Annotated in this window: 9 protein-coding genes and 1 pseudogene; 7 read left to right on the top strand and 3 right to left on the bottom strand. The window is 61.9% G+C overall.

The features are described 5' to 3' along the window. Nucleotides 1–234 precede the first annotated feature (234 nt). Nucleotides 235–1,224 carry a Uma2 family endonuclease gene (locus tag CKO42_RS25465; RefSeq protein WP_200251723.1) on the top strand — a complete coding sequence of 330 codons (990 nt, stop codon included), beginning with the start codon at nt 235–237 and terminating at the stop codon, nt 1,222–1,224. A gap of 126 nt (nt 1,225–1,350) precedes the next feature. Here the strand turns inward: CKO42_RS25465 and CKO42_RS25460 are convergent, their stop codons facing one another. Then, nucleotides 1,351–1,614, bottom strand: coding sequence for a CCDC90 family protein (locus CKO42_RS25460; protein WP_200251721.1), 264 nt, complete (start codon nt 1,612–1,614; stop codon nt 1,351–1,353). A gap of 92 nt (nt 1,615–1,706) precedes the next feature. On the opposite strand from CKO42_RS25460, the gene CKO42_RS25455 reads away from it, so the two are divergent. The 3 genes from CKO42_RS25455 to CKO42_RS27695 are packed head-to-tail and all read left to right on the top strand — an operon-like array spanning nt 1,707 to nt 2,241. Continuing rightward, on the top strand, nt 1,707–1,937 hold the full coding sequence (locus CKO42_RS25455) for a DNA-binding protein (RefSeq protein ID WP_200251719.1): 231 nt from the start codon (nt 1,707–1,709) through the stop codon (nt 1,935–1,937). Further along, entirely contained in the window at nt 1,934–2,116 is a 183-nt protein-coding gene (locus CKO42_RS27700; RefSeq protein WP_242479697.1) for a hypothetical protein, read from the top strand. The genes CKO42_RS25455 and CKO42_RS27700 overlap by 4 nt, the downstream gene beginning before the upstream one ends. Continuing rightward, complete coding sequence (locus CKO42_RS27695; protein WP_338035009.1) at nt 2,059–2,241, top strand: helix-turn-helix domain-containing protein; 183 nt, start codon at nt 2,059–2,061, stop codon at nt 2,239–2,241. The genes CKO42_RS27700 and CKO42_RS27695 overlap by 58 nt, the downstream gene beginning before the upstream one ends. A gap of 105 nt (nt 2,242–2,346) precedes the next feature. Here the strand turns inward: CKO42_RS27695 and CKO42_RS28660 are convergent, their stop codons facing one another. After that, nucleotides 2,347–2,508 carry a BrnT family toxin gene (locus CKO42_RS28660; RefSeq protein WP_200251726.1) on the bottom strand — a complete coding sequence of 54 codons (162 nt, stop codon included), beginning with the start codon at nt 2,506–2,508 and terminating at the stop codon, nt 2,347–2,349. 712 nt (nt 2,509–3,220) lie between these two features. Between CKO42_RS28660 and CKO42_RS25440 the strand changes: the two genes are divergently transcribed. Together CKO42_RS25440 and CKO42_RS28655 are read left to right on the top strand one after the other, a co-directional pair. Then, entirely contained in the window at nt 3,221–3,427 is a 207-nt protein-coding gene (locus tag CKO42_RS25440; RefSeq protein WP_200251718.1) for a hypothetical protein, read from the top strand. 622 nt (nt 3,428–4,049) lie between these two features. Next, entirely contained in the window at nt 4,050–4,301 is a 252-nt protein-coding gene (locus CKO42_RS28655; RefSeq protein ID WP_200251716.1) for a type II toxin-antitoxin system PemK/MazF family toxin, read from the top strand. 37 nt (nt 4,302–4,338) lie between these two features. Here CKO42_RS28655 and CKO42_RS25430 read toward each other — a convergent pair. Further along, nucleotides 4,339–4,581 (bottom strand): annotated as a pseudogene (locus CKO42_RS25430) (efflux RND transporter permease subunit); the annotation flags it as partial. A 217-nt stretch (nt 4,582–4,798) separates the two neighbouring features. On the opposite strand from CKO42_RS25430, the gene istA reads away from it, so the two are divergent. After that, on the top strand, nt 4,799–6,062 hold a 1,264-nt coding region (gene istA / locus CKO42_RS25425), incomplete at its 3' end, for an IS21 family transposase (RefSeq protein ID WP_242479698.1).

Here is a 6,062-nt window from a genome sequence, read left to right as displayed (position 1 = left end):
CACGGTTTGATGAGGGAGGGCTGGTATCCCATGACTAGGATTCGGCTATTGAGGCACCGCCAAACGAAAGGGGCGGAAACAGATAGGCCGGGTCTACGGGCGCGGGATGCCTGCTCTCTACTCTACCTCTTGCTTGACCCTCTTGCTTTGACCCTCTTGCTTGTCGGCAGGCCGCGCATGACCTAAGCTGCTCAGACCGTCGCCGCGTTGACCTCATCTTGCGAGTAAGCGCCCATGTCTAATCTCGCCTACACCTGGCCCGCCTCGTCGGAGCCATCCGAATCCCCGTTGCTGCCGAGCAGCGTCACCGAGCAGACCTACTGGGCCGAGTGGTATGAGCATCCGGACCTGAACCTGGAATGGCATGAGGGTCGCTTGGAGGAGGTGCCCGTGTCCGATCAGCTTACCGTCCAAGTGTACTTCTGGCTCTTGGAACTGCTGCTGCACTATCTGCGCCGCCATCCGGATGCCCAAATCTTAGCCCTGGAAACGGGCTTTCGCTTGGCCTTGCCCGACGGCAAGGTGAGTATCCGCAAACCCGATCTGGGCTTTATCCATCGGGATAACCCAATCCAGCGTGCCGACACCGAGCGCAGCTACACAGGTATCCCGGATCTGCTCATCGAGGCGCTTTCCGACAGCACCCAGGCCAATCGGCAGCGCGACGAGGTGACCAAAAAGGGCGAATATGCCGCCGTGGGCGTGCGCGAATACTACATCCTGCACCACGACCCCGCGAGTCTGGCCTTCTACACCAGGGCCGCCAGTGGCCTCTATGTTCCCATTCCCCTCCAAGAAGGCGTGATCCATTCGCGCGTCTTCCCTGGTTTTCGCTTCCGTCGCGCCGATCTGCAACGCCGTCCCAGTCTCACCGAACTCCGCAAGGATCCCATCTACGCTCACTTCGTGCTACCCGAGTGGCGGGAGGCCGAGGCCGTCGCCGCGCAGGCGCGCGCCATTGCCGAGCAGGCGCAAACGCAAGCCGAGCAGGCGCGGGCGCAGGCCGAGCAAGAGCGACATCGGCGCGAAGTGGCCGAGGCGCAGGCCAATGAAGAACGCCAGCAGCGCCAACAAGAACGTCAGCAGCGCGAAGCCGCCGAGGCGCGGGCTGATGAAGAACGCAAGCAGCGCCAACAAGAACGCCAGCAGCGCGAAGCCGCCGAGGCGCGGCTTGCCGAGCTTGAGGCATTACTGGCGCAAGGGCACACAGAAGGGCCGCAATGATAGACATCTCGGCGCCTGGTCATTCATTACTCTAAAGTCTATACGGCTGCCAGTCGTTCTATCCTGTCTGGGAAGTGCATCGGCCAGGACTTGGTCGAGCAGTGCGTCCCAGGGGATGCGGCTAACTCAAGCAAATGCCTTGATCAGCAACGCAACCATACCTGCCAGCAAGAAGCCAAGCATCCAGCGTATGATCTTCTGTTCGGCCTTGATATCGGTCAAATCGGCCTCAAGGCGGGCGATATTGGACTTGGTCGCAAACGACCCTGCTAAGGCATCACTGAACGCCTCTTTCTGTGCCTCAGTCATCGCGAGTGCCTGCTGCTCAGAGACACCGGCAGCCTTGAGGCGCTCGAAAAATTTTAGGGTATCGAAGGTCACAGCCTTCATCAGAGTACCCTCATCAGGTGATCGCTTAGTCGATGATCGTCGCTTAGGTTAGTCCATGACTTGCTGACAACCTCTGGTCAGAGGATGAGCGATTGGAGTTTGTCACATGGCTGTCACAACATCCGCTTGCCGGTGATGTCATTCCCGACGCAGAGGGTGCACGCAAGGTGCGCTGGACTTGCTCCGGCCAAGGCAAGCGTGGCGGCGTTCGGGTCATCTACTTTAACCTGTCGTCAGAAGGCGTGCTGACGCTCATCACGCTCTATCGCAAATCAGATCAGGACAACATCACGACTGACGCTGTCAAGAGGGCGATTGAATGAACATTGACAGGATCGCCAACGCCATCGAGGCCGATGCCGGCGAAGAGATCCCGGGGCTGCGCGAGGGCTTGGCGGAGATGCAAGCCGAGCAGTCGGGCGTCGCACGACAGCCGAGCAACTCCTGGTCCGCTCTGCACGCATCAAGCTTGGCTTATCGCAACAGGCGTTTGCCGAGCTGATCCGCACCCCTGTGGCGACCATCCGCGACTGGGAGCAAGGTCGCGACATCCCGCCAGGTGCCGCACTGCGCCTCATGGAGATCGCGCTGACACACCCTGATGTGATGCGCGACGAAGCGGCATGAGCGCTTAGCCTGTCTTGATGCCCAATTCGCTGGCTGCGCAGGATGACTGCTGACCCGCGCTGCGTTCTGACAAGACTCGGGGTGCCCTCGTCGTGGTCGTTGTCATCAGCCATCTTCGTCGAGCCGTCTTTCAGATCGGGCTGCAGGCCTGGCACGGATGATACGCATCGCTCCGTCGCGCTCGCCGTGCGCAACGGCCAACAATCGCCCAACGACGGAGACGCCGAACGTGATCCAGCGGGCCTCGCCCGTTGTCTCGCGGCAGATGACTCACCTTTCCTACCCAATCAGCGCTGTAGCGCCATGCAATATCAGTGAGGGCGTTAATGCGGATACCGCCAGCGCGCCAGGCAGCGGCAGGCGCAACCGCATGGATCGTTCCCGTGTTGATGGTTGGGGTCGCATCGACCGCGCCGCTGTCATCGGGATCAATGTCAAGGCCGCCGGTCGCAGTGACCAGAACCCACTCATCGTCAGGAACACCGGGCAAACTGAGTCGCCGCGTCTGTCGGCCTCAAACATCGCGGCGACTGTGCAGTCGTTTGTGATCGGGGCAGTGTTGTAGGTCTTGCCCGAAAGCGTCCCTGTACCGCAGCCGTTCACGGAGGCGATAATGAAGCCGCTAGCGGGTGCGACGCTGCAGGTACTCTGTTCACCATCCACCACCGAACGGGGGGCTGCAACTGAGGGTGCCACTGCTAGCGGGGCTGACTTCGGTCGCGATGCTGTGCTGCTGTGAGGCCCCACCAATACGTGCTGTGAGCCGAGCACCTGGCTACAATCTGAAGGGGGCCTGAAAAACGATCCGCTGCCCCGCCTCAAGATCCAGCACAGCAGCTGCTGAGACATTCAGATTGGGACCAACCGTCAAAGACTGACAGGTCTGGTAGCGTGCTTGCCCAGTGACGACCTGATCCTTGAGCTGAAAATGGTCGCCGTGTGTGCCCCCCAATTGGTAGCGGGGAGTTCGATGGTGATGATGGTAAGCAGCTGTGGCTGCATCCAGGGCGTCGCTAAGCGTGCGTCCATCGGTAAGTTCGCGGTCACAATGCTTGCTCCGTATCAGCCAATCGGCGCCGTGCCCGGGGATGGGCGCTTCAACGAACGGGTCAAAGATATCGCTCTCGCGAGCGCCAATGTAGGTCAGGCGCGTGTCGGTGAGGGCCGGGTGGTTGCGGGTGAGTAATCACCCGCAACCACCCGGCCTCTGCATGATGGCAACCACGCTGACCTGGATCTATGCCGAGCGCCTGCTACAGACACCGCAGCGCCGACATCAGATCCGCGGCCGATCGGCTTTCGCCTTCTCCGATGTGCGCAGGCTCTTGCGAAGCGGCGCTGCATCCGGATTTTCAATCGCTTTGCCCCCGACCATCCCAAAGCCCGCAAAATCCTTTTGTCCAGATGCTCTTACGCATGGTGGCTTGAGCTTCAATGAATCGAGCGGCGTAAGATCTCAGGAAACTTCAGTTCCCTATACTGTCACCCAAATCCCGTCACCCAAGCTCCACCATTCACCCGAATTCCAGAACCAAAATGACGATCGTACAGGCCGACATCCCCGACGACCTTTCCCGACAGGCCCACGCACTTGCGCAGACCCGCAGCGTACCCTTTGATCGATTGGTCGAAGAAGCCTTACGAAGCCTCGTTGCACCGGAGCCGTTCCATGACGAAGCTTCGACACTCAAGGCCGTAGAGTCCTATGAGGCGGACACACTCCGTGATGGACCTTGGCAACCGTAAGCCGCGGCGATGTCGTCCTCGCAGTGACGCCGGGAGACTACGCTGGCTCGTCGTGCAGGCGGATGCATACCGCAGCGGCACGACCGGGCTCAATCTTGGCTTGTCCGTTCACCACGTATGAAGAGGCGGCACCTTATCGAGCACGCTTCGATCTTCCCGCTGGCGAGGCCGTGCGCCGTTCCTACGTGATGGTAGACAAACTCACGGCCGTTCGGCGCGACAGGCTCTGGGCGCAGATTGGCCGTGCCTCTTCGCAGCAAATGCAGCAGGTCGCGTCGGCGATGAGAGGCATACTGGGACTCATCGAACCGTAACGATCTTCGGCATGACTGCGCGAGTGCAGTGGTCCCTCTAGCCCTTACTAAGCCCCCGCTGTCGCCACAACAGATAGATCGCCGGGATCACGAACAGGCTCAGCAGTGGCGCGGTGATCATGCCGCCGACCATCGGCGCGGCAATGCGGCGCATGACTTCAGAGCCAATACCCCCAATCAGCATGATCGGCAACAGGCCCGCAAAGATGGTCGCCACCGTCATCGCCTTGGGCCTGATACGCAGCACCGCGCCCTCCTCGATCGCGCCCTTGAGTTCCTCGACGCTCGTCACCCGGCCCTCCTGTCAATGATCGCGCATATGGAGCCAGCTCAGGACCGGGATCATGGAGCCATCGTCTGACCGAGATAAAGGAGCCAGACGGTCGTCGGGAAAAGAGGCTTAGGAAGTGGCGAGTTGGGGTCTCGAACTGCGTTCCACCCTTGCTACCGTCGTGCGCTTTTGCGCGGAGGTAGCGATGAGTCATCGGAGTTTCGAGATGTACGAGTATCGACAAGTCCTGGTGCGGATGCGCCAGGGCGATTCAGACCGCCAGATCGCCGCAGCGCGACTGATGGGGCGCAGCAAAGCCGCCAAGCTCCGGCGCGTCGCCAGCGAGCACGGCTGGCTCGAGGCCGAGCGCCCCCTGCCCGATGACACGGCCCTCGCCGAAGTCTTGGGTCAACGCGAGACCCACCCCGGGCCAAGCTCCCAGGTCGAGCCCCATCGCGAGCGCATCCTCGCCTGGACGCGGGCCGGCATCACCGGCACCACCATCCACCAAGCCCTGGTGCGCGAGCACGGCTTCAGCGGCAGCTACTCGGCCATTCGCCGCTTCCTGCAAGCCAACGAGCCCGCCCCGCTCAAAGCCACGGTGCGCCTGGACTTCGCCCCCGGCGAAGCCGCCCAAGTCGACTTCGGCGCCGGCCCGCGCATCCTCGACACCGACACCGGCGAACTGCGCAAGACCTGGGTCTTCGTCATGACGCTGTGCTTCAGCCGGCATCAGTACGCCGAGCTCATCTGGCGCCAGGATGTCGCCACCTGGCTCGCCTGCCATCGCCACGCCTTCGAGTGGTTCAACGGCGTCCCCAAGCGGGTCATCATCGACAACGCCAAATGCGCCATCATCCTTGCCCACCGCCGCGATCCCGAGGTGCAGCGCGCCTATGGCGAGTGTGCTGAGGGCTACGGCTTCAAGATCGACGCCTGCCCGCCGCGCGAACCTCAGTTAAAAGGGCGCGTCGAGGCCGGGGTGAAATACCTCAAACAAGCGTTCCTACCCTTGCGTGAGTTTCGCTCCCTGGCAGATGCCAACGCCAAGCTGCGCCAATGGATTCTGGCCGAGGCCGGCAACCGCATTCACGGTACCACCCGCGAGCAGCCGCTGGCCCTGTTCGAGTCGGTCGAGAAAGCCCTGCTCGGGCGCCTGCCGGATGTCCCGCCGGAGCTCGCGGTCTGGGCCAAGCTCAAGGTCCATCGCGACGCCCATGTGCAGTTTGAGAAGGCCTATTACTCCGTTCCCTTCCGTCTGCTCGGCCAGACCCTCTGGCTGAAGGCCACCTCGGATGTGGTGCGTCTCTACCAGGAGCATGTGTTGGTGGCCACCCATGTGCGCCAGTTACGCCCCGGTGCACGCAGCACGGTGGCCGATCACATGCCGCCCAACGCGCTGGCCTTCGCCATGCGTGATCCGCAGTGGTGCCTGAAGCAGGCCAAAGCGGTCGGTCCGCAGTGCCGAGCGCTCATCGAGCGGCTGTTCG

The sequence above is a fragment of the Lamprobacter modestohalophilus genome (assembly GCF_016583905.1).
In the GTDB taxonomy this organism is placed as follows: Bacteria; Pseudomonadota; Gammaproteobacteria; order Chromatiales; family Chromatiaceae; genus Lamprobacter; species Lamprobacter modestohalophilus.
This window is presented reverse-complemented; position numbering and strand designations above follow the sequence as displayed.

What these genes read in the sequence shown, in the direction of transcription:
- CKO42_RS25440 (WP_200251718.1), top strand. Translation starts at nt 3,221, where the DNA reads ATGGTAAGCAGCTGTGGCTGCATCCAGGGCGTCGCTAAGCGTGCGTCC.
- CKO42_RS25460 (WP_200251721.1), bottom strand. Translation starts at nt 1,614, where the DNA reads ATGAAGGCTGTGACCTTCGATACCCTAAAATTTTTCGAGCGCCTCAAG.
- CKO42_RS25465 (WP_200251723.1), top strand. Translation starts at nt 235, where the DNA reads ATGTCTAATCTCGCCTACACCTGGCCCGCCTCGTCGGAGCCATCCGAA.
- CKO42_RS28655 (WP_200251716.1), top strand. Translation starts at nt 4,050, where the DNA reads ATGCATACCGCAGCGGCACGACCGGGCTCAATCTTGGCTTGTCCGTTC.
- CKO42_RS27700 (WP_242479697.1), top strand. Translation starts at nt 1,934, where the DNA reads ATGAACATTGACAGGATCGCCAACGCCATCGAGGCCGATGCCGGCGAA.